We start from the raw sequence: 24,891 nt of genomic DNA, 5'->3' as shown, positions 1-24,891 counted from the left end.
CCTCGCTTTTTCTGCGGACGCCACCAGCGCTCGAAGCCTCGCACAGGGCCTTTCGATGCCCGGCACCGCCGACGCCCCCCGACACCCGACACCCGACAACGGAGAATTCGATGATCGTTCGCAACCTGGAAGAAGCTCGTCAGACCGACCGCCTGGTAAAGGCAGAGAACGGTAACTGGGACAGCACCCGCCTGATGCTCGCCGATGACGGCGGTCAGTGTTCCTTCCACATCACCCGTATCTTCGAGGGTACCGAGACCCACATCCACTACAAGCATCACTTCGAGGCGGTGTTCTGCATCGAGGGCGAAGGCGAAGTGGAGACCCTGGCCGACGGCAAGATCTGGCCGATCAAGCCGGGCGACATCTACATCCTGGATCAGCATGACGAGCACCTGCTGCGTGCTTCCAAGACCATGCACCTGGCCTGCGTGTTCACTCCGGGCCTGACCGGCAAGGAAGTGCACCGCGAAGATGGCTCCTACGCGCCCGCCGGCGAGTAAGGGCGTACCGCCAGGATTGAACAGGAAAGAGCGTGTGGGAGCGGGCAAGTCTCGCTTCCCGCACCCGACAACGGCGCCCCTTGGGGCGCCGTTGTCGTATCTGGCCAATCGACCGAAGTAATCGCAGGACGCTGGAGGTAGACGTCACGGGAAGAGCAGCAGGGTACGTGGGGGCATAGGAGGCAGGTACGTCAAAATTGTGCCCAAAAGTCTGGAGTGCTACCTATACTTTGCAGCAAACTTCTCAATGGAACCGTCCCCATGGCCATTTGTCGCCCCCGACTCCTGACCTCCGGTATGTATCACTACCTGCTGGCAGCGCCGATCCTTGGTGCAGCACTGCTGGCCCCAGCGACGGCTCATGCCTCGGAAGGTGGCAGCAGCATCTATGTACCGGGCGCCTATAACGACTTTGCCGCAGGCTTGGCCCCGCCACCCGGGGTCTATGCGCGCAACGACCTGGTGCGCTACGAGGGCGATATCGGCGCGCGCCCCCTGGGCGGGCGGCTGTCGGCGGGTCTCGACCAGACGCTGTGGTTCAACCTGCTCAAGCTGACCTGGGTGACCGACGTCGAGTGGCTCGGTGCCACCTACATCGCCGGGATCAATCTTCCCTACGTGTTTGACGTCAGCGTCGATCTCGAGGCCAGCATCCCAGGCCAGGAACGCTTCAACACCGGAAGCAACAGCGGCTTCGGTGATCCGTACCTGGTGCCGGTCGCCCTCAACTGGGCCAACGGGACTCACCACACCACGGCGGCGGTGGGTATCAATATTCCGGTGGGGCGCTACGACGAGGACGATCGGATCAACCTGGGGCGGCACTACTGGTCGATCGATCCCACCATTACCTACAGCTGGCTGCCCGAAAGCGGATGGGACCTGTCGATGACCGCGGGCATCCTGTTCAACTTCAAGAACGATGCCACCGACTACACCACCGGCGACGAGTTTCACTTGGACGTGCTGGCGGCGAAGTACCTGACACCAAGCTTCGGACTGGGTCTGGCCGGGTACGTGTACGAACAGCTCGAGTCGGACTCGGGACCGGTACCGGATCGCCTGGAAGATGGTTTTCGCAGTAGCGGGGCAGGGGTAGGGCCGGCCTTCATGAAGAGCGTCTCACTCGGCCAGGCGCCGGTCACCTTGATCGGCAAGTGGCTTCACGATGTGTCATCCGAAAATCGCTTCGATGGCGATACGGTGTCGCTGTCGGCGGCCTGGGCCTTCTAGCCATCTCCCGACCAGCGCCCGATCCGATGGTTCGGGCGCGCCGCCTCGATCCTTCCCCCGAACGAATCTCCGCCATGTTCTCGGGCGCTCAGCGGCGCCCGATTCTACGGTTGTTCTGCATCGATATTGTCTACGCTGAACGTCTTTATCAGCCGAGGCCCTGCACGTCCCTCGAGACTTCCTGCCGCCTATGCAGCTCAGGCGGCACAGGGACACAGCAGGCCACGCGTCACGCTCGAAAATGACAGCATTTTACAACTAAGCTGCCGCTGCAGCGGGGCCTCTCTGCACCAGAAACAGGTTTCGGACAGATCGTTATTGCCCGCTAATAAAGGGCTTTTCCGAAAAATGTCGATCATGTTGGCCGCCTTGGCTAACGCACCTCGACAGTGGCATTGCACTTTAGTCAAAAAGTGTCAGGAAGGGGTTGCAGCCAGGAAGTCCTCTCTTCTACTTTGTCATACATAGTATGCCATGGTTTCCAGAAAACGGCTCAGGCCATCGCCATGTGATGGCAGTACGAGAGGGCCGGACACTTGCCCAACCGGGTATGACAACAACGCCAACAAGGTCAACCAGAGGACTCGCCATGAATCCCGCCGCTTCACGCAAGCTCACCCGCGCCATCCATCTTGCCGGCCTGGCCGCGACCACCGCCTTGCTGGCAACGCCAGCCCTGGCCGAACAGTGGCGCGGCTGGAACATTCATCCTCCCGAGTACCCCAACAGCATTGCGCTGGAGACCTTCGCCAAGGAGGTGGACGAGCGAACAGAAGGGCGCATCACACCAAAGGTCTATCACAACGCCGTGCTGGGGGATCAGCCTGATGCCATCGAGCAGACCCGCAACGGTGCTCTGGATTTCGGCAACTTCAACATGGGCCCCATGGGTCCGATGGTGCCGGCGGCCAACGTACTCTCGCTGCCTTTCATCTTTGAAAGTGAAGAGCGCATGTACGAACTGATGGATGGCGAGATCGGCGAACGCTTCGCCGCAGCGATGGAGGAGCAGGGCCTGGTCGCGCTGGGTTGGTTCGGGGCAGGCTCGCGCAGCCTCTACAACACCGACCATCCGGTCGAGACTCCGAAAGATGTCGAGGGCATGAAGGTCCGGGTCATGAACAACGACCTCTACGTCGACATGATCGATGCGCTGGGTGGCAACGCCACCCCCATGGCCTACGGTGAGGTCTACCAATCGCTGACGACCGGAGTGATCGACGGCGCCGAGAACAACTTCCCGTCCTACGAATCCAGCGGCCACTACGAGGTTGCCGGCTACTACTCACTGACCAACCACCTGGTCATTCCCGAGTGCCTGTGCATGGCCCGCAGTACCTGGGACGAGCTGTCCGAAGAGGACCAGGCGGCGGTCCGGGAGGCCGGGCAGGTCGCCACCGAGCAGCAGCGTGAACTGTGGGAAGAGCGTACCGCGGCCAGTCGGCAAACGGCGCTGGATGCAGGCGTCGAGATCAATGAGGTTCCGGACAAGTCAGAATTCCAGGCGCTGATGCAACCGGTCTATGAGGGCTTTCTTGCTGAGAACCCGGACCTGGCCTCGCTGGTCGACGACATTCGCGCGGCTCAGGCCGACTGATCCCATTGATACGAGAGCCCCGTCCCCGGTGCCGGGGGCGGGCGGGGAGGCTGATGCGTGAACGCACCCACCGACACCTCTGACGTCGGGTCCGAGCAAACCGAGTCAGAGCAAGAGGGCGCCACGGTACGCCGTGGTGCCTTTCCTCCGGCATCGCCGGAGTCACGAAGCATACGCTACAAGCGTGAAACACCCAGCCGACTGGACCGCATCCTCGACAGTATCGCCCATGGTTGCATCATGGTGGCCGGGGTGCTGCTGGTGTTGCTGATCATCACCTTTGGCTGGCTGGTATTTGGCCGCTACGTGCTCAATGACACCCCCACCTGGGTCGAGCAGACGGCGCTTCTGAGCGTGGCCTACATCACCTTTCTCGGCGCCGCTGCCGGCGTTCGTCACAACAGCCACCTGTCCATCGACCTGCTGCGCGACAACATGCCGGCGCCCATCAAGGGTCTGATGCACCATCTGGCGGATCTGTTCGTGGTGGCCTTTGGCGGCTTCATGGCCTGGCAGGGCTGGCAGTTGATGATGACCAACCTGGCACGACCTATCCCGATGCTCGGACTCTCCGAAAGCTGGCGTGCCGCGCCGCTGGCGATCTGTGGCGCGCTGATGGTGCTGTTCGCTGTGGCCAACATTGTCAAGCGGCTTGGCGGCCGGCACAACCCGACCCAGGAGGACTGAGCATGGGACTCGCTATCGTTTTTGGACTCTTTGCCCTGGGACTGGCGGTCGGCGCTCCGGTGGCCTTTGCGGTAGGACTGGCAGCAGTAGGGGGCTTTCTCTATGAGGGACTGCCGCTGTTCGTGGCATTCCAGCGCATCCTCTCGGGCATTTCGGTGTTTTCCCTGCTGGCCATTCCGTTCTTTATCTTCGCCGGCGAGCTGATGCTGCACGGCGGTATTTCCCAGCGCCTGGTGCGCCTGGCCTCTGCCGCAGTGGGCCGAGTGCGCGGAGGGCTCGGGGTGGTCAATGTGACCTCTTCGATGCTGTTCGGCGGGATTTCCGGTTCCGCGGTGGCGGACACCTCAGCGCTCGGCTCCATCCTGATTCCGGTGATGAAGGAGAAGGGCTACGACGCGGACTACGCGGTCAACGTGACGGTGACCTCGTCGGTGGCCGGGGTGGTGATTCCGCCCAGCCACAACATGATCCTCTACGCCGTGGCGGCCGGTGGCGGCCTGTCCATCACCAAGCTGTTCATGGCGGGCATCGTGCCGGGCATCCTGATGTGTGGCCTGCTGGCCCTTGCCGCCTATCTGGTAGCGGTCAAGCGTGGTTACCAGGGCGAACACTTTCCGGGCTGGCAGGCGCTGGCGATCAGCTTTGCCGCCGCACTGCCAGGGTTGCTGACCGCGGTCATCATCGTGGGCGGCGTGCTGTCTGGCGTGCTGACGGTGACCGAGTCAGGCGCCTTCGGGGCCATCTACGCCATCGTCGTCACCGCGCTGGTCTATCGCGAGCTGCACTGGGCATCGTTCAAGCAGGCGGTCTACCAGTCGGTGCGCACCACCGCGCTGGTGATGATCCTGGTCGGCTGCGCCTCGGCGTTCTCCTATCTGCTCGCCCTCTATAGCGTGCCGGAGTTGCTGTCCAACACGCTGCTCGGGATCACCGACAATCCGCTCGCCATCCTGCTGATGCTGAACCTGATCCTGCTGGCACTCGGCATGATCATGGACATGGCGGCGCTGATCCTGATCTGCACGCCGATCTTTCTGCCGATTGCCGCCCAGTTCGGCATGGATCCGATCCAGTTCGGCATCATGATGATGATGAATCTGGGGCTCGGGCTGTGCACGCCGCCGGTGGGTGCCTGCCTGTTTGTCGGCAGCGTGGTCGGCAAGATCAAGATCGAACAGACCGTTCGCACCATCTGGCCGTTTTACCTGGCGTTGTTCGCCGCTCTGATGCTGGTGACCTACGTTCCGGCACTGTCCATGGCGCTGCCCAACATGCTGGAGTGATGGCGACCATGCCAAGCCCCCTTCGACGAGGCGCCACACACCGCTGACCACCTACAGGAAAAGAGGCACACCGATGAAGATCGCCAGGGTCGAGACCCATCTGCTGGATCATCCCCTTGAACAGGCCTTCGAAAGTGCTTCCATGCGCTTCGAACGCCGCCAGCACTGCCTGGTGGAGATCACCTGCGAAGACGGCACCGTCGGCTGGGGGGAGTGCCTCGGTCCGGCCCAGGCCAACGCCGCGGTGGTGGCCACCTACGCCGACACCCTGATCGGCGCCAACCCGCTGGAGCATGAAAGACTGTGGCTCGTGCTCTACAACCGGCTGCGTGACCAGGGCCAGCGGGGGCTGACCATGACCGCCCTCAGCGGCATCGACATCGCGCTGTGGGACATCAAGGGCAAGCACTACGGTGCCAGCGTGTCGGAGCTCTTGGGAGGGCGTTTTCGCGAACGCGTCCAGGCCTACGCCACCGGCTCCTTTCGTCGCGATGGCGTGGACCGGGTCAGTGATATCGCCGCGGAGGTGGCGGGCTACGCCGAGGAAGGCTTTCACGGGGTGAAGATCAAGATCGGCTTCAACGTCGAGGAAGATCTTCGGGTCATCGCCGCCGTGCGCGAGGCCATCGGTCCCGATCGGCGTCTGATGATCGATGCCAACCACGGCTATGACCTGCTGGAGGCCCTCGAGGTCGGCAAGCGGGCGGCGGCTTACGACGTCGACTGGTTCGAGGAACCGGTACTACCGGAGCAGATTCATACCTATCGCGCGGTGCGCGATGGCCAGCCTCTACCGGTCGCCAGTGGCGAGAACTGGCATGGCCGCTACGCCATGCAGGAGCCGCTGGCCAGTCGCGCCATCGATATCTGCCAGCCCGACATATGCGGCGTCGGCGGCTTCACCGAGATGCGGCGCGTCGTGGATATGGCGGCGCTTCATGGCGTGCGCCTGATTCCCCATGTGTGGGGCACCGCCGTGTGCATCGCCGCCAGCCTTCAGGCCATGGCGGCGCTGCCGCCCAATCCGCCGAGACGTGAGCCGATCGAACCCATCATGGAGTTCGATCGGACCCACAATCCCTTCCGCCAGGCAATTGTTACCCAGCCGCTGGAGCATCATCAGGGCTGGGTCGATATCCCTGACGGCCCTGGACTGGGCATCGAGATCGATCGCGACGCCCTGACACGTTTCGCCCTCAAGGAGACAAGACAGTGATACCGGCCAATACCCGTCCGCTGGAAGGGCGCGCGCCCAGGCTGAAGGCACCCGCCGGCGCCACCGATTGCCATATTCATCTCTTCCTCGATGGCTACAAAGGCCAGCCAGGCGGGCCGCCGATCAAGGAGTTGGCAACCGTCGAGGATCTCCGGCGCTTCCAGCGCTGGATGGGGCTCGACAGGGTGGTCGTGACCCAGTCCAACGCCTATCAGTTCGACAATGGCGCCTTGCTTGCTTCGCTCGATCAACTGGGCCTGGACAAGGCCCGCGGGGTCGCCGCCGTCAGTCCTGACACCCCTTTGAAAACCCTCGAAGACTGGCATGGCCGAGGTGTACGCGGCGCACGCATCATGAACCTGGGCGGAGGCGCCATGCCGTTGGCTCGCCTGCCCGAGGTCGAGCCGTTGATCGCGCCCCTGGGCTGGCACCTGATGGTACAGTTCAATGGCCGCGAGCTCGACCAGCACCTGCCGATGCTGGAACGTATCGAGTGCCCGTACATCATCGATCATATCGGCAAGTTCATCGATCCGGTGCCGGCCGATGATCCTCGCGTCGATGCCATTCTCAGGCTGCTTGACCGCGGCAACGCCTGGTTCAAGGTCTGCGCCGGTTACGAGACCAGCCTGAGCGGAGGGCCCGACTACGACGACGTCGGCGCCATCGCCCGGCGGGTCATCAACCACGCACCGGAACGCATCCTCTGGGGCAGCAACTGGCCCCATGTTGGTGTCCCGCGAGATCAGTACCCCGGCGACCCTGACCAGCTCGACGTACTGCTGGCCTGGGCCAATGAGCAGCAGCGCCAACGCATCCTGGTCGACAATCCCGCCGAACTGTACGGCTTCGGTCGCTGAAGGCGCGTATCACGAGACACGAGACACGACACCCGAGAAGGAATTCTGACATGTTGAATCGACTGCTGGTCACCGGCGCCGCCGGGGGCCTGGGCACCGCTCTGAGACCTCATCTGAGTCGCCTGGCGAAGGAGGTCCGCCTGTCCGACATGGTCACCGTCGACCAGGACGTGACCCACGACACCCGCCATGAAGAGATCGTCACGGCAGACCTGACCGACGTCGATGCTGTCGCTCGCCTGGTGGAAGGCTGCGATGGTGTTGTCCACCTGGGCGGTGTATCGGTGGAGCGCTCCTGGCAGCAGATCCTGCCGGCCAACATCATGGGCACCTATCACCTCTATGAGGCGGTGCGCCGTCATGACAAGCCGCGGGTGGTATTCGCCAGTTCCAACCACGTCATCGGCTTCTACCCACAGCATCAGCGGCTGGACGCCAAGGTGCCGAAACGCCCGGATTCGCTCTATGGCGTGTCGAAAAGCTTCGGCGAGGACCTCGCCAGTCTGTACTTCGACAAGTTCGGGGTCGAAACCCTGGCGGTGCGTATTGGCTCCTGCTTCCCTGAGCCCGCCGATGCCCGCATGCTGGCTACCTGGATGAGCGTCGAGGATTTCATGGCGTTGCTCGAGCGCGCCTTCTGCGTCCCTGAACTGGCCTACACCGTGGTCTACGGCGCCTCCAACAACGCCGAACAATGGTGGGACAATCGCGAAGCAGGCTTTCTGGGCTGGGTGCCCAAGGACAGCTCCGAACCCTGGCGTACCGAGATCGAGGCCAGGGGAGGGCGGCTGGCTCCCGATGACCCTTCGGTGCGCTTCCAGGGCGGCAAGTTTGCAGGCCAGGGCCATCCTGACGATGAATAGCCACTGAATCGTCGCGGAAAGCCACCAGGCATCCGTCTCCGACACTGGCAGAGGGATAGAGGGATAGAGGGATAGAGGATCGAGCAGCCTGACACCGGGGACCTGACGCCATCGCCTTGATACACTGGCGTCCTGATAGTCAGTGCTGATATACAGCCCTGATAAATAGCCCTGAAAAATAGCGCTTTGCGGCACGTCGCGTCATCGCCACGCGAACTGAAGAGGAATCGACCATGGCAGCCAAGCCAGCACCCCGCACGGAACCGGCACCGCTAAACGTCAAGAAGCTGACGCGTGAAGGCAGTCTGTCGATGAACGTGGCCGACCAGCTGGAAGGTCTGATCACCGCCGGAACCATCGCCGTCGGCGAGAAGCTGCCGACAGAAAGCGGCCTGTGTGATTCCTTCGGTGTCAGCAGGACGGTGATCCGCGAGGCGGTGGCTCACCTCAAGTCGCTGGGCCTGGTCGAGGCACGGCGTGGCGTCGGCACCACGGTGATCCGGGCCGCACCGGCCGAGGCCATGCCCGCCAAGCGGATTCGTCCAACCACCGTCGAAGACATCCTGCATGTCATCGAACTGAGGCTTAATCTGGAGCCCGCTGCGGCGGCACTGGCCGCCGAGCGCTTCGAGGCCGACGACGAGACTCGCCTGCGTGACACCCATGCGGCCTTCGTCAAGGCTCGTCAGCAGCGTAGCCAGGCGCGTAACGAGGACTTCGAGTTCCACCACGCGATTGCCAGGGCCACCCACAATCCATTCTTCCCTCAGGCGCTGGAGCAGCTCAACCTGAGAGCGATTCCACGCTCGAAGCTGGCGACCAGCGAGGTCAACACCGACTCCACCAGCACCTATCTCAAGCGCGTGGAAGCCGAGCACCAGGACGTGCTCGACGCCATCCTGTCACGCCAGCCCGACGCCGCCAGAGCCGCCATGGCGCGCCACCTGGAACGCGCCCGGGAGACTTACCAGCGGTTCAAAGAAAAGGGGTGAGTCAGTGCCGGCCGCCAGTACGTCAGTTGTCATCGGTTGACGCAGGCAGCTCGACAGGACTGCCAGTTCGGTGATCTGAATCCGTTGGGCTCGGTGGGAAGCTACCGCCGAGTTCGAGGTAAGTTCGAGGTAGATAAGGACAGCGATTGATGCGGGGTTCTGGTGACAAGAGGCTGTTATCAGCCTTCACAAGCTTTCATGACCCATGGTTCGCATAATCTATATTATGTTAAATGAGGTGTTTGCCGGTTCTCCCAGACAAGCCTCTGATGCTCTGCTGCCTCCCCTTTGGAGCTTGCGTCTTCCCTGACGATGTCTGGCTGCCATGGTGATGTCCGGATAGAAAAGATCTTGCTGACCGACGGTGATCAGTCGCCCAACGCTTCCAGCACCAGTTCGGCCACGCGTCGGCCCGAGGCTGGATTTTGCCCGGTGACCAGCCGCTCATCGACTACGGCGAATGGCTCCCAGGCGCGATCCGCCTTCAAATAGAGTCCGCCACGCTCGACAAGCTCCGTTTCGGTAAGAAACGGCACGATGTCGTCGAGCTTGGCCAGGTGCTCCTCGTGATTGGAGAAGCCGGTCACCTTCATGCCCTTGATCAGGTATTCCCCATCATCCCGGGTCACATTGAGCAAGCCCACGGCACCGTGACACACAGAGGATACGATACCATCTGCCTTGTAGGTGTCCCGACACAGGCGTTGGAGCGTCTCGTTGCCCGGAAAGTCCCAGATGACTCCATGCCCGCCCGCCAGATAGATTGCCCGATAGTCCGCTGCGTTGACCTCGTCCAGGGCCAGCGTCGTACCCAGGCGGTTCATGAAGTCCTTGTTCTGATAGTAGTCCCAGTCAATCGGCTCGGCGGCCGCCAGACTGTGGGGATCGATGGGCGTATAGCCCCCCTTGGGGCTTGCGATGTCGCAGGTCCAGCCAGCCTGTTCGACATGATCGATGAAATGCACGGCTTCACCTAGCCACAGACCCGTGGCTCGATCATGATTGGGATACTTGGCGTGACTGGTCACTACCACAAGAAACTTGTTGTCCATGGCGAGGGCTCCGACGAGAACGTTGAACCTTTTAGTCGACTCTGTCGCTATCTTGTTGCGTTATTGTAGTCAGCCTCGTGCTAGCTTCAGCAAAGCACGAAAGGTTCTGCATAGTAGAAGCGGAATGCCCAGGGGCGTGTATAGGGACATGTGTAGCCACCAATACTCAGGCAACTCCTTGGGTCTATTGTCCCGATTTCTGATGAGGTAGACATGAGCCCCGCCCAGTAGACACCCTAGCGCTTTTCCAGGGGTGCGGGCTCGGGATTGTAGGCGGTTCTCAGCAGTACAGCGGAGCACCTGAGGCGTGATCAACCCGGCCCCAGCATGGACAGCGCTGGCGTCGCTCCTTATCATCGCTTCAATTTGTCTCGTTCGATGGGCTTCTTCGGGAGCGATCTTTGCGAGTCTCACCATTTTTGTCGATGCCGATACAAGGACGCTAGCGTCATGCCCCTCCGACCGACTTGTTTTCTTTCCTTGGCCGCCGCCGCGATGCTCGGTGGTTGTGCACTGGCACCGGTCGACGCTCCGCCCCCCCCCGAACCTCTCACGCCTTCGGAATTCCACGCCGAGATCCGAGGGCTCGAGACGCGCCTGGCGGGACGCTGCGACCTGACCCACGACATGCTCAGTGAACAGGCAGCGCAGGATCGCCGCATGACCGCCGATATCCGCGAAGTCGGTAGCCTGCTGCGCGGCGTACGCCAGGATCTGGCCGGGCTCGAGCGCGGCAGCGCGGAGCCCGGTCCTCGGACGACGCAGTGTGAGGCCAGCACCGAGTCCGGTATCGACAACAAGGAACTGCTGGGACGCAGCGAGTGGGTTGGCTTGCCCGATGTGGGCACCTATCTCAAGGCGCGGATCGACTCCGGGGCCAATACCTCATCGCTGTCCGCTACCGATGTCACCACCTTCGAACGGGATGGTGACGAATGGGTGCGCTTCAAGCTTGGCCTCAATGAAGAGGATTCGGTGGTCGAGGCCGTGCGCGATGAATGGATCGAGGCACCGGTAGAACGCAAGGTGACCATCGTCCAGGCCAACGGTGAAGAAAGCCGCCCTGTGGTCAGCCTGCTGATGACCCTCGGCCCGCTGCGTGAACAGGTTGAATTCACCCTGAACGACCGCACCCACCTGAGCTATCCCGTCCTGCTTGGCCGTCGTTTCCTGTTGGATATCGCCGTCATCGACGTGGCACGCCACTACCTGCACGACCGTCCCGAATACCCAGGAGGGGAATCGGCCAGCGAAGCCGCCGACGAGGAAGCGGCCGATCGTGATGATCAGGAACAGCCCTGAGATAACGCTGTGTGCCGACGCCCCGGGGCGTCGGCCTTTCGCTCCCGATTAAGGAAGACCCATGTCCAGACTGCCCTTTTATCTGATCGTCGCCCTGCTGATGGTGGTTGGCATCGCGATGAGCATTCACCGCCACGTGGAATTCGAGGTCCCCTGGACGCCGGGTGAACAGCGCCAGGTCTGGGAAATCGAGGCTCAGGTCACCTTCGATGGCCAGGGCGAGCCGGCCAAGGTGGACATGGCCCTGCCCTCCTCTCAGGCCGGTTTTCGGGTGCTGACCGAGCACACCGCCTCGCCGGGTTATGGCCTGGCGTTCCTGCAGGAAAACGGCGCACGTCGCGCCGAGTGGTCCACCCGCGAGGCGGTGGGCGATCAGCGCCTCTACTACACCGCCCAGGTACTGGTGACCGAAGGTGCCCGCAAGGCAACTGCTCCGCCCCCGCCGCCGCCGGTGACCGATGTCGCCTGGGAGCGTCCCTACGACACCGCCGCCCAGCAGGTGATCGACCGCGCCTGGGCACGCTCGTCCGACGCCTTTACCTTCGCCCGTGAATTGCTGAGCGAATTCGCCGATGACCGCCAGGGGGAAAATGCCAGGCTACTGCTGACCCAGTTCGATCGTGTGCCGCTGGCCGTGCGCCTGTTGAACCAGGCCGGCGTTGCCGCCCGTGAGGTCAGTGGCCTGATGCTCGACAGCGGCCGTCGGCGCCAGAGCCTGACCTCGTGGATACAGGTCTATGACGGCGACAAGCGCGCACTGTTCAATCCGGCCACCGGCGAACAGGGCAAGCCCGACAACCTGTTGATGTGGGAAAGCGCTGGCAATGCCGTGCTCGAGGTGGAAGGCGGTCGCGATTCACGTATTTCCTTCTCCATGCTGGTACGCAATCAGCCCGCCGCGGCGGCAGTGCGCAGCCAGCTCGCCGAGGACAGCGATACCCTGCTCAACTTCTCGATTCACAGCTTGCCGCTCGAGGAGCAGGCGCTGTTCCAGACGATCCTGCTGATCCCGATCGGTGCGCTGGTGGTGGTGCTGCTGCGGGTGCTGATCGGCATCAAGACGTCCGGTACCTTCATGCCGGTACTGATTGCCCTGGCCTTCATCCAGACCACCCTGCTCACCGGCCTGGTCGGGTTTCTGCTGGTGGTGGCCGTCGGTCTGGTCATCCGCAGCTATCTGTCACACTTGAATCTATTGCTGGTGGCCAGGGTGACGGCGGTGATAATAACGGTGATAGCGATCATCTCGATCTTCACCGTGCTGTCCTATCGCTTTGGCCTCAATGCGGGCCTGACGATCACCTTCTTCCCGATGATCATCCTGTCCTGGACCATCGAACGGATGTCGATCCTGTGGGAAGAAGAAGGCCCCAAGGAGGTGCTGATCCAGGGCGGCGGCAGCCTGCTGACCGCGGTACTGGCATATCTGGCGATGAACAATCCGTGGATTCGCCACATCACCTTTAACTTCCTCGGCCTGCAGCTCATCCTGATGGCGCTGATCCTGCTGCTGGGCAACTACACCGGTTACCGGCTGCTAGAACTGCGTCGTTTCAAGCCGGTCACGGAGGACTGAGCCATGCTCAACTGGACCAGTCCCGGCAAGCTCAAGGCCAAGGGCATCATCGGCATGAACCGGCGTAACATCCGTTACATCGGTCGCTACAACAGTCGCAAGCTGTATCCGCTGGTGGATGACAAGCTCAAGACCAAGCTGCTGGCACAGGAATACGGCATCACCACGCCGGAGCATATCGGTACGGTGTCGACCCAGTTTAGTGTCAAGCACATCAGCGAGATGCTGGCGGGCCACAACGGTTTTGTGATCAAGCCGGCCAAGGGCAGCGGCGGCAAGGGCATCCTGGTCATCGAGCGAGTCGAGGGCAAGCACTTCATCAAGCCCAGCGGCGCGGAGCTGGATATCGAGGATGTCGAACGCCACGTCTCCAATATCCTTTCGGGGCTCTATTCGCTTGGGGGCTCCCCGGACGTTGCCCTGGTCGAGGGGCTGATCAACTTCGATACCACCTTCGCTGCCTATACCTACGAAGGCGTGCCGGATATCCGTGTCATCGTGTTCAAGGGCTACCCGGTGATGGCGATGATGCGGCTGTCCACCGCCGCCTCCGACGGCAAGGCCAACCTGCACCAGGGTGCGGTGGGCGTCGGTATCGATATCGCCAGCGGGCGCGCCGTACGAGGTGTCCAGTTCGATCGTTCGCGCACCGACCATCCCGATACCGGCCACGAACTGGCCAGCCTGCAGATCACTGGCTGGACCACCCTTCTTGAACTCGCCTCCGGCTGCTACGAGATGACCGGGCTTGGCTATCTCGGCACCGACATGGTGCTCGATCGTGACCGCGGCCCCATGTTGCTCGAGCTGAACGCCCGCCCTGGCCTGGCGATCCAGATGGCCAATGGCGAAGGCTTGCGGCGACGCCTCGATCTGATCGAGGCGCAGACCGAGGAGCGCAGCGCTGCCGAGCGGGTGGCCTTCGCCCAGCACCATTTCGCCCGCCAGGGCGAGCTGCAGGAAGCCCCGGCAGAAGCCATTTGACAGTTTCGCGTGTCTGGCCCGCCGGCGGGCCAGCGCGTAGACTAGGTTGCCGCTTCGTGAATATTGGACCCCATGACCGAAACCGCCCTGCTACAACAGGCTGAAGCTCACTGCGCACATCGTGGCGTGCGCTTCACCCCCATCCGGCGACGTGTACTGGAACTGATCGGTGAGGCCAGCGGTGGCCTCAAGGCTTACGATCTGCTGGATCGGCTAGCCAAGGATCACGCCGCCGCGCGCCCCCCGACGGTGTACCGTGCGCTGGAGTTCCTGATCGAACAGGGGCTGGTACATCGCATCGAGTCGCTCAATGCCTACGTCGCCTGCCCCTGCCCCGAGCATGCCCATCGCTTCCAGTTGCTGATCTGCCGGGACTGCGGGCGCGTCGAGGAATTGCACCTCGACGAGATCAACGAGCAACTGGCAAGCCGTGCCAGGACGCTGGGCTTCCAGGTACAGCGCCAGACCATCGAACTGCTTGGCCTGTGCCAGGCCTGCCAAGGCGGCAGCAACGATGGTGCGGAGGAGCGTGCCGACGCCACCGCTGATCCAGTCAATACATCCTCTTCCACCCCCAAGGACGCCACCTGAGCCCCATGACCGACCTGCTCAAACGCCTCGAGCGCGAACCCTGCGATAGCCGTCATTCTCTCGAAGAGGTGCTGGCCAATGTGCGATTCAACGGCGATGGTCTGCTGCCGGCCATCGCCCAGCAGCACGATAGCGGCGAAGTGCTGATGATGGCGTGGATGAACCGGGAGGCGCTGGAGGAAACGCTGCGCACTGGCCGGGTATGCTACTACTCCCGCTCCCGCGCCAAGCTGTGGCGCAAGGGCGAGTCTTCCGGCCAGCAGCAGCATCTCAAGAGTGCGTCGCTGGACTGTGACGGCGATACCCTGCTGCTGCAGGTCGAGCAGACCGGTCCGGCCTGCCATACCGGCCGTCGTAGCTGTTTCTATCTGTCCCTGGAGGCTGACAGCGCCCGCATCAGCAGCGCTGCGCTGATCGATCCCGATGAGCTCTACACCAAGGGATCCTGAGTCATCGGCGACGGCCGGGGCTGACAGCGGCCGTGGTCGCGATGATCGATCGCCCCCCGCGCAGGAGCCATCACTCCGAGGGCGCGGACCGAAGCGCTGGCTGGCATGGCCGTTACTGGCGCTGATTCGCCTCTACCAGGGTGTCATCAGCCCATTGCTGGGCCCACGCTGTCGCTACTGGCCAAGCTGCTCGCACTACAGTCACGAAGCCATAACGGTTCACGGCCCGATACGGGGCGGTTGGCTAGCGCTCAAGCGTATTCTGCGCTGCCATCCTGGCGCCAAGGGCGGCATCGATCCTGTGCCTGGCGGGCCCAGCGAGAGGCTTTGCCGCCAGGATCCGGAGCTCGACGAGCGGTTTGAGGTGCGCGGCGACAGCGACTCGAGATCAGCGGACTGACGCGGGCGCCTCGTCGACGCCCAGGGTTCAAGCGTCAGGCAGCTTCCTGCTCCGCGACGCGATAGATGCGCTCGAGCATGGCGTTGAGGCCATTGCTGCGGGTCGGCGACAGGTGCTTGTCGAGACCCAGGTCCTTGAGAAAATGCGGACTGGTGGCGAGGATGTCGCTGGGCTTTCGATCGTTGTAGATGCGCATCAGCACGGCGATCAGCCCTGACACGATGGCGGCGTCCGAGATGGCGGCAAAGTGCAGGGTGTCGCCCTGGCGCTCGTGGTGCATCCACACATTGGACTGACAGCCCTGAATCTTCAGCTCGTCACGCTTGTGCTCATCGGGGAAGGCCGGCAATGCCTTGCCCATGTCGATGATGTACTGATAGCGGTCCATCCAGTTGTCGAACAGTTCAAACTCTTCCAGCAGCTCCTGCTGGGCCTGTTCTGCGGTACTCGTCGTGGTCATGGTGACTCCCTAGAATGCTGCCAGGATTATACCTGCCAGGCCCCGCCGTCGTCCTCCCCCGGTCAGCCCCGGTTCGGAGAACCCGGCCAGGCGTCATGCTAGAATTCGCCCTGAGCGGGTGACAACGGAGCGGAGCACTCGCTGTCGCTCGCCGCCTAAGCTACGTAAAGAGATAGACATGCCAGCAGCGCCAGACCCCCAAGGACAGGGCCCGCATCGCGCACGTGACAGACGACTCGATGCACTGGAAAAGGAGCTCGACCAGTACCTGGGCTCGTCACGGGCCGACAAGACCGGCACGCCGGCCTCCGAGCGAGGCCTGACGCAGCAGCAGCTGGAAGAAATCATCGCTCACCTGGCCGCCCAGCGGCGAGCCAAGCGAGCGGCCATCCTTACCAATCTGCTGGATCTGGCCGATCGCGCGGGCACCACCGTCGGCGCGCTTTCGCTGATTGCGCTGTTCTTCGCCGACAAGGATAGCTCGGGGGCGACGCTGGTGGTGGCCAGCACGGCCAAGCCGCTTTGGGGCGCCTTCGTTGGCTTTGGTCTGGCTCTCGTGGCATCCTATGCCAAGGCCCTGCTCACCTGGAGGGACAAGTGATGACATTCCATATCGCCATGCTGATCATGCTGGGCGCCACCTTGGCGCTGGCGGTGGCTGCCTACCGACTCGACCGTGGCTACAAGTCCGACGTCAAGGCGCTCACCGAGCACGCCAATCGTTATATCGCCCGAAAGCGCGGCCCCCTCGAGCACTAGGCTTGCCTGGTTGGCTCCATTGGCGGGCTCCACTAGCAGCCCTCAGCCAGAAACCTGTCCAAGGGGCTGTTTCTTCATTCCTTATTCTCCCCCATCCCTTTCCCCCATGTTGCCCCTTCTGCCTGGCCAAGGCCGTGCAGCGACTGCTGGCGATGCCATTCCTCATCTTCGGTGTGAAGGTAGCGTGACGTCGTCTCCAGGCGTGAGTGACGTGCCGACTGCGCCAGATAACGAAGCTCCACGCCCGCCTGGGCCTGATGGGTCAGAGCGGTATGCCTGAGCCAGTGCGGCGTAGCCTGTCGTAGCCGTGCCACCGCCTGGGGATCCCCGCCCTGCTCTTCCAGGCAGTCCGCGGCCTGACTGAAGGTCGTGCGTATCAGTCGGTACAACTGGTTGTCACCCAGCGCGGTCTTTCCATCCAGGCGTCTCAACAGTGGCGCCGGGTCTCCGGCGGGATCTGCCGGCTCGCCGTAGAGCGTCCGCGCCTCCCGGACCAGCTCGATCATGTCGGGCGGCACCGGAATCTCGGCAAACTTGCCGCCCTTGCCGACCACCTGCCACCACCAGCGCCCTTCCCGCCTCACCAGATCCTCCATGCGCGCCTGGCTCATCTCGTTGATCCGCGGGGCCAGCAGGTAGGCAAAGCCGAACACCAGCCGCCGCCTGGTCCAGAGAAATCTGGCTCGTCGGTCGGCACCTGGCTCCATTGGCTCATTGAGCCAGGCCCACAACCAGTCCCACAGCGGACGCTCCAGATAGCGCTCGACACGCCGCTGGCCATTGTTGAGGCGCCTGCGCTTGTCGCGCATCAATCGAAACGGGTTGCGCGACAGCCAGCCCGCCTCCACCAGCCAGGCCATCATGCCTTGCAGGATCACCAGGCTCTGGCGTCGACTTGCCGGCGACAGTGGGCCACGAAACGGTCGCCAACGAGGATCCTGGCGCGGCCTGACCGGGCCTATCCACTGTTCGCGGGGGCGCGGGTCGGCGAGAAAGGCCTCGAACTCATCAAGGTGACCCCGGGTCATCTGGGCCAAAGAAAGGCGGCGCTCTTCAAGCCACAGCAGCAGCCGCTCGGCCTCGCGGCGGTAGGCGCGATGGGTCTGCGCACTGCCGGCGTATTCGGCAAGCCAGTGAGCCACCGCCTGCCAGTCATCTTCCGCCTCGATCAGGGCCTGCGGGGACGACGAAGACGGTAATTCGCCCTCGACCAGGGTGCCCCCCGGCGTGCTGCCGACGATCGCCCTGCCGTCCTGTGCCTGTATCGGAGGTGTCTTGCTCATATGACCTGCCCATTGGCTTGCGCCATTGCGTGTCGTCGCTTGGCGCGGCTGAATAGATAAAAAGTCCTGCTGACCAGCTGGCCGCTCAAGACACCGATGGCCACATCCGGTTGCGCGCGGCCAATGTGCGAGAACGCGATAGCGCGCAGCCTGGTTGCGCCGGTATCTGAGGGTCTCGGGTATGCTGATGTATGAACGACAGGGAGCCGTCGAGATGGATCATGAGTCACAACCAGCATTTCGTTGCCCGTGGCTTCGGGGACTTCGTTGACCGGGTTGGTGCCACCATCGCGGCACTCAGTCTCATGGGCGGCCTGTTCACGCCTCAGATACCCGCACTCCTTTCGCTCGCGGGGGTGCTGCTGGGGATTGGCTGTGCAGCTCTCGGAATCTATTCTAAGAAGAGGTTTTCCTCTGAGGAGGACGTATGACACCGGATATTCTCGAATCCCTGAAGACGTTCCTGTTCGTGGCTTCGCCGCTGATCGTTCTGGCGCTTGAAACGGCAGCTTATGCCAAGTGGCGTGGGCATAACCCTTGATGTCAGGGTGGCTTGACCGCTACTCACCTGCCAGCCGCCCTCTCCCGCCCTCGTGCTTCTCTACTTTTGCCGCTCTCTATTCTGGCCCTTCTCTGATCTAGCCATTCTCAGCTCTCGCTTTTCCCCGGCCTGGCCCTTCTCGGCTCTAGCTCTTCTCTTCTCTAGCCATTCTCCGCTCTCGCTTTCCCCGGTCTGGCGCTGCCATGCCCGCGCTCTCTCCTGGTCTCGTTTTTCCCTGCTCTAGCCTAACCCAAGGCCGCCCTGCCGGGCGAGCAAGAAACCATGTAACGCATTGATTTTAAACCATCCATTATCCGAAGAAGAACTTCTCCCTAGACGTCCTCTACGCGCCCTTGTTCGACATCAACGAGAAGGCGCGCCGCTTCTACCGCTGCAACCAACTCGCAGCAGCCCTTCCCGCGCTATACGACGCCAACTTCTCCCATGCATCCGCAACGAGCGCTGATCGCTTTAGTCTGCCCCTGTAGGCCAATAAATTCAAGATAAGGCGCGTAATCTTGATTTATTGTCGCATATCATAAATATTCCTACGTATTTACGCTTTATGTAATTACACGTACTATCGCCTTTGCTTAATGGAAATGATGGCTGGCGGCACCAGCCGCCCCCTCACGGAGCAGGCAGGGGTTCGCAGGAATGTGAGCACCGCTCACGTGACGACACCGCAAGGCAGTGCCAACGGGTGTCACAGAAAGCGAACCGGAGCATGGCGAGCGAGGGGGCATTCAGGCATGATCAGCCGCTGGCGGAATCGACCACCGCACAAGGAGAGCTTCATGGCCCGTACCGGGATCACCTACGACGACGTTCAACGAGCGGTGGATACTCTGCTCAAGCAGCAGGAAGCCCCCAGCGTTCAGAAGGTCCGAGAGATACTCGGCACCGGCAGCTTCACCACCATCAGCGAACATCTGCGCGAATGGCGTTCACGCCGGGAAGAGCGACGAGACGTTCCGCCACCCCAGGGGATGCCCGTGGAGCTTCAGGGATTGGCCGAAGAGCTCTGGAGCAAGGCCCAGGAGGCAGCGGCGGAAAACCTGGCCCACTATCGCCAGGAGGCCGATCGCAACGTGGAAGGCGCGCTTGAAAAGGTGGCCGCCGCTGATCGTCGCGCCGAGGACGCCGAACAGCGCGAAAGCGCCCTGTCGGCCCATCTGTCATCCATGGAGCAGCGCCTGCAGGAGGCGGCCTCGGAATCGGCACGACTGGCGAGCGCCAATCAAGCGCTGGAGCAGCAGCTCATCAAGGAAGGCGAACGCGCCACCCAGCTCGAAGCTCAGCTTGATCGTCTGCAGCAGGACAAGGAGCGTGAAGGCAGGGAGTACCAGCAGGCGCTGGATGACCAGCAGAAGCAGCATCGCGAGCGCCTGGCCCAGGAAGAACAGCGCCACGAGGCCGCCGAGGCGCGGCTGATGGCCATGCTGGACGAAGCACGCCAGGAACGACAAAGTGCGGAAAAGGCTCATGCCCAGCGCCTCAAGCAGGCCGATCAGCGCCAGGAGGTGTTGCAGCAGCAGCTTCAGGCACTGCGGGGCGAACTGTCAGAAGAGGAAAAGCGCCATCGCGAGACGCAGATGGAGCGCTCGCGAGCCGAGGAGAACCTGCGCGCTCGAGGCCACGAGGTTGACCTGCTCAACGAGCGTATCGAAGAGCAGAGGCGCCTGCTGGCAAATCAGTCAGAGCGACTCAAGGCGCTCGAGGCCAAGCTTGACGAGAAGATCTGGGCGCTGGCCAGACAACAGCGCGAACGCCCCGATGACAACGAAGGCACATCCAGCGGAAACGCCAAACAACAGACCTCTTCGCCCTAGGGCAGCGCCTCCAGGATTCAGCCAGCGGCCTTGCCGTGTGATTGCATAGGGTGGCGTTCACACGGCAAGCCCGGGATCCAGCGCAGCGGCACTGCAAACCACAAGCCGCCATTCAGGGCCCAAGCGGCGTGCACCGCCTCCTTCAATGCCCGGTTTGCGGTGTTGCCAAGGCACAGCTTGCTCGACATGTCGTTTTCCTGCGTAAGCCCTTTCTGAAAACGCCTTTCCCCTGCTGCCCGGGCCCCGTCCCGCCGGTAAGATCCTCCAGATTCGGACTGACGGAATCGTTCAGGGAGGAACCGCCATGCCATCTGCTCCCCATCATTTGCGCGCATCACTGCGTCTTCCATCGGCGCCCACCGAGTGGGCACGTTTGGCAGGAGGGTGCTGAGCATGGACGACCCCTCCTGGTCCTCGTATCGCCCAAGCGACCTGCTGGGTGCTTTTGACGTCACACTGAGTCAGGATCAGCGCCTGCTCAAGTTTCATCTGGCCGGGCAATCGCTGATCCCCCATCGCCTGGTCGGTGAAGAGGCCATTTCGCGCCCCTTCTGCTACACCCTCGACGTGATCTCCCAGCGTGGCGACATCGAGCTCAAGTCGCTGATCGCGCAGCCGGCATTGATCGAGATCCGCCAGGCCGACGGCGGCTACCGTCCGCTCTCAGGCCTGGTCGACACCGCCGCCCTGCTCGGCGAAGACGGTGGCGTCTACTACTACCAACTGGTGCTGGTGCCCTGGCTATCCCTGTTGAGCCTCGGTCGTGACAGCCGCATCTTCCAGGACAAGACCGTCACCGAGGTGATCGAGGTGGTGTTCCAGGGCCACGAGATCGCCAAGGGGCGCTACCGCTTTGATCTTCGTCGCGACTACCCCGCGCGCAGCTACTGCGTGCAGTACCGAGAGAGCGACTTCCACTTCGTCAACCGGCTGATGGAACAAGAAGGACTGTTTTTCTATTTCAGCCATGGCGAAGGCGATCACTGCCTGGTGATCACCGACAGCGTAGATACCTGCCCAGCGGTAACCCCCCAGGCCATCCGCTTCCATCGCCAGGCCGCCACTGAGGCCGAGGACGCACTGACTCAGTGGGGTGGGCGCCGTCAGCAGCAGCCCACCCGCGTAAGCCTCGCCACCTTCAACTACAAGCAGCCTCGCCACCCCAGCGACATCGCCCAGGACACCATCCGCGACCAGGGCCACCTGCCGGACACCGAGGTCTACGATTATCCCGGCGAGTACTACTACCCGGACCACCGTCGCGGTGAGCGACTGGCGGTCAATCGTCTGGAAGCCCTGGAGTCCCGCGCCAAGCGCTTCCATGGCGCCGGTGGCGCCCGCCAGCTTCAGGTAGGCGGCCACTTCACCCTGACCCAGCATGGCCAACATGAGCGCGGCGACGACAGCGAGCGCGAGTTCCTGGTGCTGGGCCTCAGCGTGCATGCCGAGAATGCCCTGCCGGTATCGGCGCATCTGTCGACCCTGCCCGGCAGCTTGCAGGAACAGCTCGATCAGGCGCGTCGCGCCCACGGGCTGGGTCTTTCTGATAAAGACTCCAGCCTCCACCGTGACGATTACCAGCGCGCCGGCACCGGTCACTATCTGGTCGACATCGAGACCCAGCGCCTGTGCCTGCCCTATCGCTCGAGCCTCGACCATCCGCGCCCAGTGATGGGTGGCCCCCAGACCGCCACCGTGGTGGGGCCGGAAGGCGAGGAAATCCACACCGACGGGCTCAACCGGGTCAAGGTGCAGTTTCACTGGGACAGGCTGGGTCACCACGACGCTGGCTCGAGCTGCTGGCTGAGGGTCAGCGAGCCCAACGCCAGCGCCGGCTGGGGCGCGGTCTTTGTCCCGCGCATCGGCCAGGAGGTGATCGTTGACTTCCTCGAGGGCGACCCGGATCGCCCCTTGATCACCGGTCGGGTCTACAACGGCGATGAACGTCCGGAATGGCATTCCAACGGCCTGCTGTCGGGCTTCAAGTCGAAGACCTATCGCGGCGGCAAGTACAACGAGCTGGTGTTCGATGACGCCACCGACCAGGAGCGGGTGCGGCTCAACTCCGAGCACGCCAAGAGCCAGTTGAACCTCGGCTATCTGATCCACCAGCACGGCAATACCCGCGGCGACTTTCGCGGCACCGGCTTCGAGCTGCGCACCGACGCCTACGGCGCCGTGCGCGCCAACCAGGGCCTGTTGGTCAGCAGCTGGGGACAGCTTGGTGCCAACGGTGAGCAGCTCGACATGCGCCCCGCCTGGCGCGAGCTACAAAGCGCCTGGCAGCTTGCCGACAGCCTCAGCGACAGCGCTGTCGACCACGACGCCGAGGCGCTTGCCAGCCGCACCGACCTGCACAAGGCCAGCGACGACGCCCAGGAGCGCCACGGTAGTGCCGACTCTGCCACAGCCTTCGACGGCAGCAGTGTGACAACGGCAAGCAAAGGTGGGCGTGGCGAGGCCGCGCGACTCAAGGAGCCCTGGCTGCAATTGGCCTCCCCGGCGGGCATCGCCATCAGCACCCCCCAGTCCACCCACCTGGCCCAGGGCAAGTCGCTGAGCGTCACCGCAAGCGAGGACATCAACCTGGCCGCCGGCAAACGCCTGGTCGCCAGCATCGCCGACCGACTGTCGCTGTTCGTCCAGCGTGCCGGGATCAAGCTGTTCGCCGCCCAGGGCAAGGTCGAGGTGCAGGCCCAGAGCGACGAGATGGCGCTGACAGCAGAGAAAAAGCTCAGCATCACCTCCACCGAAGACGCCGTGCACATTGCCGCTGCCGAGGAAGTGCTGCTGACCTGCGGCGGCGGCTATATCCGACTCAAGGGTGGCGACATCGAAATTCACGCCCCCGGCACTATCGACGTCAAGGGCAGCCAGCACCTGTTTGGCGGGCCCACGAGTCTGAGTTATCCGCTGGACAACCTTCCAGAAACCGAACCCTCCAACCTGGATCTTGAACACCTCTATGGCAACGGTCGGCCGGTGCCCGGCGCCCGCTATCGCGCTTTCCTCGCCGATGGCTCGGTACGCCAAGGGGTGCTGGACGCCGCCGGCAAGGCAACGCTGCCTGGGCTGCCTCTGGGGGGAGTCCAGGTCGAGTACTTCCAGGACCCGCGAGAAATCGACAAACGGCCCCAGGCATGGCCCGTCAAGGTGCCGATCAAGCCAACGTATGCCACGGCGTCCGGCGATACCCAGGCCGCCGTACCGGGCAGCGCCGGTGGCCTGGGGTCGACCAGCCAACCAGCGCCCAGCCTCCTCCAGTCTCCTGGCTGGGCCGGCGGAACGTCCGGAAGAATGCCAAGCACTTCCGGCGCGGGTCTATCGTCGCCAGGTTGGCCCAAGGGGCCTCCGCTGCCAACCATCCCAGGTGACATCCCGAGCGATCTTCCGGGGCGTGTCGGTCAGCAAGCCAGGACACAACTCGAAAAGATCGCGCAGGAGAAGCTTCAGGAGCAGCTCCCAGGGCTTGGCAATACCGAGCTGTCATCACCCGGTTGGAAGGGTGACGTCCCCACCAGTCCGACATTCGGCGACCTCAAGGATACCCCTCACGCTCAGGACACCGACCTGACGTCGCCAGGCTGGCCGGGTGGATCACCGAAGAAACGCTCCTGAGTCGACAGGCCAATATCGCCAAGGGGCTCGGTGGGTAGCGGTCAATACCTCACTGAATGCATCAGGGATGGCGCCCTCTTGTGGGGACATAAGGAAGGAAACTTAGCATGGCCGCGAGAAGAAGCTGGGGCAACCACGTCATTCCAGGTTTGGACCACGATCCTCTGAAAGAGGCACTCAACCATCGCCGGGTGGTCACCGCCGAGCCCTACAGCGAAGGCGAGACCCCGGAAGCCGTGATCATGATGGACGTGGAGGAAGATTCCGTCACGGTACTCGACGTGGTCGTCCAGGCCGCCTACATGCTGCCGGTGGTCGGTAACGTCATGGCCATCGGCGACGTCGCCCGCGACGTGGTTGACCTCGATGGCAACGACGCAGACGGCACGCCGAACTACCAGAACGTCTGGCTCTGGGCGGTGCTGGTGATCGACGCCATCGGTCTGGTGCCCGCCTTTGGCAACGCCTCCCGCCCTATCCGCGTGGGTACCCGCGAAGGCATACAGGCCTTTGCCCGCGGTGAAGGCGTCGATATCGCCGCAGATATCCTGCTCAACATGGCCGGCGGTGCGGCGATGGATTTTCTGGCAGAACTCGACTCCAAGCTCGAGGAACAGAAACCGAAGTTGGTGCGCGAAATTGACACCATCGTCGGCAAACTCACCGAGTTCATCAACAATCCGGTCGATGCCGCCACACAGCTCAAACTGATCGACGAGAACCCCGAGTGGTGGAACCTTCTCGAGAAAGGCAAGCGTGTCGTATTCATTGCCTTTGACCGCCTGCTCGAGGCCTTTGGTGACGACCGTC

At 62.8% G+C, this 24,891-nt stretch carries 24 protein-coding genes; 20 read left to right on the top strand and 4 right to left on the bottom strand.

Annotated features, from left to right (window positions below; translation table 11 throughout):
* Positions 1-110: 110 nt before the first annotated feature.
* The 9 genes from NH448_RS12020 (at position 111) to NH448_RS11980 (ending at position 9,234) form a co-directional block, all read left to right on the top strand.
* Positions 111-503, top strand: a complete 393-nt coding sequence (locus NH448_RS12020; RefSeq protein ID WP_045992068.1) for an ectoine synthase — start codon at positions 111-113, stop codon at positions 501-503.
* Positions 504-764: 261 nt separating this feature from the next.
* Positions 765-1,736 carry a transporter gene (locus NH448_RS12015; protein ID WP_052704298.1) on the top strand — a complete coding sequence of 324 codons (972 nt, stop codon included), beginning with the start codon at positions 765-767 and terminating at the stop codon, positions 1,734-1,736.
* Between the two features lie 589 nt (positions 1,737-2,325).
* Complete coding sequence (locus NH448_RS12010) at positions 2,326-3,333, top strand: TRAP transporter substrate-binding protein (protein WP_045992069.1); 1,008 nt, start codon at positions 2,326-2,328, stop codon at positions 3,331-3,333.
* A 57-nt stretch (positions 3,334-3,390) separates the two neighbouring features.
* Positions 3,391-4,020 carry a TRAP transporter small permease gene (locus NH448_RS12005; RefSeq protein WP_231498708.1) on the top strand — a complete coding sequence of 210 codons (630 nt, stop codon included), beginning with the start codon at positions 3,391-3,393 and terminating at the stop codon, positions 4,018-4,020.
* 2 nt (positions 4,021-4,022) lie between these two features.
* Complete coding sequence (locus tag NH448_RS12000; protein ID WP_045992070.1) at positions 4,023-5,303, top strand: TRAP transporter large permease; 1,281 nt, start codon at positions 4,023-4,025, stop codon at positions 5,301-5,303.
* Positions 5,304-5,376: 73 nt separating this feature from the next.
* Positions 5,377-6,519: a mandelate racemase/muconate lactonizing enzyme family protein gene (locus NH448_RS11995; RefSeq protein WP_045992071.1), complete on the top strand. Its 1,143-nt coding sequence runs from the start codon at positions 5,377-5,379 to the stop codon at positions 6,517-6,519.
* A complete protein-coding gene (locus NH448_RS11990) occupies positions 6,516-7,379 on the top strand; it encodes an amidohydrolase family protein (protein WP_083970299.1) in 864 nt (287 codons plus the stop codon). The genes NH448_RS11995 and NH448_RS11990 overlap by 4 nt, the downstream gene beginning before the upstream one ends.
* Before the next feature lie 50 nt (positions 7,380-7,429).
* Positions 7,430-8,242 (top strand): NAD(P)-dependent oxidoreductase, encoded by an 813-nt coding sequence (locus NH448_RS11985; protein ID WP_045992072.1) that lies wholly within the window; start codon positions 7,430-7,432, stop codon positions 8,240-8,242.
* Positions 8,243-8,475: 233 nt separating this feature from the next.
* A complete protein-coding gene (locus NH448_RS11980; protein ID WP_045992073.1) occupies positions 8,476-9,234 on the top strand; it encodes a FadR/GntR family transcriptional regulator in 759 nt (252 codons plus the stop codon).
* A 368-nt stretch (positions 9,235-9,602) separates the two neighbouring features.
* Here NH448_RS11980 and NH448_RS11975 read toward each other — a convergent pair whose 3' ends face one another.
* Positions 9,603-10,286, bottom strand: a complete 684-nt coding sequence (locus NH448_RS11975) for a type 1 glutamine amidotransferase domain-containing protein (protein ID WP_045992074.1) — start codon at positions 10,284-10,286, stop codon at positions 9,603-9,605.
* Positions 10,287-10,736: 450 nt separating this feature from the next.
* Here NH448_RS11975 and NH448_RS11970 point away from each other — a divergent pair, with 450 nt between their 5' ends.
* The 6 genes from NH448_RS11970 to yidD all read left to right on the top strand — a co-directional run bounded on the left by NH448_RS11970 (position 10,737) and on the right by yidD (position 15,588).
* Positions 10,737-11,588, top strand: a complete 852-nt coding sequence (locus NH448_RS11970; protein ID WP_253028798.1) for an ATP-dependent zinc protease — start codon at positions 10,737-10,739, stop codon at positions 11,586-11,588.
* Positions 11,589-11,649: 61 nt separating this feature from the next.
* Complete coding sequence (locus NH448_RS11965; RefSeq protein WP_108447945.1) at positions 11,650-13,164, top strand: inactive transglutaminase family protein; 1,515 nt, start codon at positions 11,650-11,652, stop codon at positions 13,162-13,164.
* A 3-nt stretch (positions 13,165-13,167) separates the two neighbouring features.
* Positions 13,168-14,148 carry an alpha-L-glutamate ligase-like protein gene (locus NH448_RS11960; protein ID WP_045992077.1) on the top strand — a complete coding sequence of 327 codons (981 nt, stop codon included), beginning with the start codon at positions 13,168-13,170 and terminating at the stop codon, positions 14,146-14,148.
* Positions 14,149-14,220: 72 nt separating this feature from the next.
* Positions 14,221-14,739 carry a transcriptional repressor gene (locus NH448_RS11955; RefSeq protein WP_045992078.1) on the top strand — a complete coding sequence of 173 codons (519 nt, stop codon included), beginning with the start codon at positions 14,221-14,223 and terminating at the stop codon, positions 14,737-14,739.
* 5 nt (positions 14,740-14,744) lie between these two features.
* On the top strand, positions 14,745-15,188 hold the full coding sequence (gene hisI, locus NH448_RS11950; RefSeq protein ID WP_045992079.1) for a phosphoribosyl-AMP cyclohydrolase: 444 nt from the start codon (positions 14,745-14,747) through the stop codon (positions 15,186-15,188).
* Between the two features lie 100 nt (positions 15,189-15,288).
* Positions 15,289-15,588, top strand: a complete 300-nt coding sequence (gene yidD / locus NH448_RS11945) for a membrane protein insertion efficiency factor YidD (protein WP_197037158.1) — start codon at positions 15,289-15,291, stop codon at positions 15,586-15,588.
* Positions 15,589-15,622: 34 nt separating this feature from the next.
* Here the strand turns inward: yidD and NH448_RS11940 are convergent, their stop codons facing one another.
* Complete coding sequence (locus NH448_RS11940; RefSeq protein WP_045992080.1) at positions 15,623-16,048, bottom strand: SufE family protein; 426 nt, start codon at positions 16,046-16,048, stop codon at positions 15,623-15,625.
* A gap of 178 nt (positions 16,049-16,226) precedes the next feature.
* Between NH448_RS11940 and NH448_RS11935 the strand changes: the two genes are divergently transcribed.
* Together NH448_RS11935 and NH448_RS11930 are read left to right on the top strand one after the other, a co-directional pair.
* A complete protein-coding gene (locus NH448_RS11935; RefSeq protein WP_253028797.1) occupies positions 16,227-16,649 on the top strand; it encodes a hypothetical protein in 423 nt (140 codons plus the stop codon).
* Positions 16,649-16,807, top strand: a complete 159-nt coding sequence (locus tag NH448_RS11930) for a hypothetical protein (protein ID WP_156088610.1) — start codon at positions 16,649-16,651, stop codon at positions 16,805-16,807. Before NH448_RS11935 ends, NH448_RS11930 begins: the two co-directional genes overlap by 1 nt.
* Before the next feature lie 74 nt (positions 16,808-16,881).
* Here NH448_RS11930 and NH448_RS11925 read toward each other — a convergent pair whose 3' ends face one another.
* On the bottom strand, positions 16,882-18,090 hold the full coding sequence (locus tag NH448_RS11925) for a site-specific integrase (RefSeq protein WP_253028796.1): 1,209 nt from the start codon (positions 18,088-18,090) through the stop codon (positions 16,882-16,884).
* A 1,338-nt stretch (positions 18,091-19,428) separates the two neighbouring features.
* Between NH448_RS11925 and NH448_RS11920 the strand changes: the two genes are divergently transcribed.
* Positions 19,429-20,463, top strand: a complete 1,035-nt coding sequence (locus NH448_RS11920) for a DNA-binding protein (protein ID WP_181248715.1) — start codon at positions 19,429-19,431, stop codon at positions 20,461-20,463.
* A gap of 17 nt (positions 20,464-20,480) precedes the next feature.
* On the opposite strand, the gene NH448_RS11915 is transcribed toward NH448_RS11920, so the two are convergent.
* A complete protein-coding gene (locus tag NH448_RS11915; protein ID WP_253028795.1) occupies positions 20,481-20,858 on the bottom strand; it encodes a hypothetical protein in 378 nt (125 codons plus the stop codon).
* Between NH448_RS11915 and tssI the strand changes: the two genes are divergently transcribed.
* Together tssI and NH448_RS11905 are read left to right on the top strand one after the other, a co-directional pair.
* Positions 20,857-24,081 (top strand): type VI secretion system Vgr family protein, encoded by a 3,225-nt coding sequence (gene tssI / locus NH448_RS11910; RefSeq protein WP_253028794.1) that lies wholly within the window; start codon positions 20,857-20,859, stop codon positions 24,079-24,081. The genes NH448_RS11915 and tssI overlap by 2 nt on opposite strands.
* 107 nt (positions 24,082-24,188) lie before the next feature.
* The coding region (locus NH448_RS11905) for a hypothetical protein (RefSeq protein WP_253028793.1) at positions 24,189-24,891 on the top strand (703 nt) is incomplete at its 3' end.

Source organism: Halomonas sp. OfavH-34-E (genome assembly GCF_024124525.1).
GTDB lineage: Bacteria > Pseudomonadota > Gammaproteobacteria > Pseudomonadales > Halomonadaceae > Halomonas > Halomonas litopenaei.
This window is presented reverse-complemented; position numbering and strand designations above follow the sequence as displayed.